Origin of the sequence: Streptomyces anandii JCM 4720, assembly GCF_014650655.1 — a bacterium.
GTDB classification, from domain to species: Bacteria; Actinomycetota; Actinomycetes; order Streptomycetales; family Streptomycetaceae; genus Streptomyces; species Streptomyces anandii.
In genome coordinates this window covers 1-1,833 of sequence record NZ_BMVJ01000069.1, presented here as the reverse complement: position 1 = coordinate 1,833, position 1,833 = coordinate 1, and the positions used below count along the sequence as shown (strand labels likewise).

At 64.6% G+C, this 1,833-nt stretch carries 1 protein-coding gene; it reads right to left on the bottom strand.

Annotated features, from left to right (window positions below; genetic code table 11):
- Positions 1–9: 9 nt before the first annotated feature.
- A partial coding sequence (locus IE249_RS35310) for a nickel-dependent hydrogenase large subunit (RefSeq protein WP_189711602.1) occupies positions 10–1,833 on the bottom strand: 1,824 nt, incomplete at its 5' end.

The following is a 1,833-nucleotide window of genomic DNA, read 5'->3' as shown; positions in this document are numbered from 1 at the left end:
GTCGTGGTGTCAGGCATGGGTTTGGGGGCCGTAGGTGGGGGTGTGGTGGGTGGTGAGGGTTTTGCCGTTGCCGGTGTACATGTGGACGCCGCAGGGGAGGCAGGGGTCGAAGCTGCGGACGGTGCGCATGATGTCGATGCCTTTGAAGTCGTCGGGGCCGTTTTCCTCGAAGAGGGGCTGGTTCTGGACGGCGTCTTCGTAGGGGCCGGGGGTGCCGTGGTGGTCGCGGGGGCTGGCGTTCCAGGGGGTGGGTGGGTAGGGGTGGTAGTTGGCGATCTTCTTGTCCTTGATGACGAGGTGGTGGGAGAGGACGCCGCGGACGGCTTCGTGGAAGCCGCAGCCGATGGCTTCGTCGGGGACGGTGAAGTTGGTGAAGGTGCGGGTTTCGCCGGCGTGGATGAGGTGTTGGGCCTGTTCGAGGAAGTGCAGGGCCATGGCGGCGGCGTAGGCGACGAAGTAGGGGCGGGCGCGGTCGCGTTCGATGGTGTTGGACCACTTGGGGATGTGCCACTGAAGGGTGGTTTCGGGGAGTTTCTCGCTTTTGGGGAGGGTGATGTTGACGCTGGTGCCGGTGGCTTGGACGTAGGGGGTGTGGACGCGGGCGTTCAGGGCGGTGGACCACAGGCGGGCGAGGGGGCCGCCGCCGGTGTCCAGGGCGAGGTCTTCGCCGGTGGTGGGGTGGTGCCAGCGGGGGCTCATGACCCAGGAGTAGTTGGCGTCGAAGTCGCGTTTTTGGGGGGCGGGCAGGGTGGTCTGGTTCCAGGGGTGGCGGGGGTCGATGGGGTTGCCGAGGGGGTCGTGGGTGACGAAGAGTTCCTGTTGGCCGTCGGTGTGGTGGGGGTCGGGGGTGGTCCAGTCGTCGTAGTAGGAGGAGCCGAGGAGGATGCGCAGGCCGAGGTTGATGTCGACGAGTTTGTTGGTGACCAGTTGTCCGTCGACGATGATGCCGGGGGTGACGTGCATGGCCTGGCCCCAGGTGTTCATGGTGTCGTAGCGGTAGTCGCAGATGTCGGGGTTCTGGAAGGCGCCCCAGCAGGCCAGGAGGGTGCGGCGGCGGCCGACTTCTTCGTATCCGGGGAGGGCTTGGTAGAAGAAGTCGAAGACGTCGTCGTTGAGGTGGACGGCTTGTTTGATGAAGTCCATCACGCGCAGGAGGCGGGTGAGGTAGTCGGTGAAGAGGGTGGGGGTGGGCTGGGTGCCGACGCCGCCGGGGTAGAGGGTGGAGGGGTGGACGTGGCGGCCTTCCATGAGGCAGAACATTTCGCGGGTGATGCGGCTGATTTTGAGGGATTCTTTGTAGATGTCGCCTTCGAAGGGGTTGAAGGCGCGCATGATGTCGGCGATGGTGCGGTAGCCGTGGAGGTGGCCGCGGGGGGCTTGGGTTTTTTCGGCGCGGGCCAGGACGGTGGGGTTGGTGGTTTTGACCATGGCTTCGCAGAAGTCGACGAAGACGAGGTTGTCCTGGAAGATGGTGTGGTCGAACATGTATTCGGCGGCTTCGCCGAGGTTGGTGATGTGTTCGGCCAGTGGTGGGGGTTTGATGCCGTAGGCCATTTGCTGGGCGTAGTTGGAGCAGGTGGTGTGGTTGTCGCCGCAGATTCCGCAGATGCGGGAGGTGATGAAGCCGGCGTCGCGGGGGTCTTTGCCTTTCATGAAGACCGAGTAGCCGCGGAAGAGGGAGGAGGTGGAGTGGCATTGGACGACTTCGCGGTTGGCGAAGTCGATTTTCGTGTAGATGCCCAGGTTCCCGATGATCCGGGTGATCGGATCCCAGGACATGTCCACCAGCTGCGCGGGCCTGCGCCCCGCCGAACGGGACTCCGTAGCCGTCAT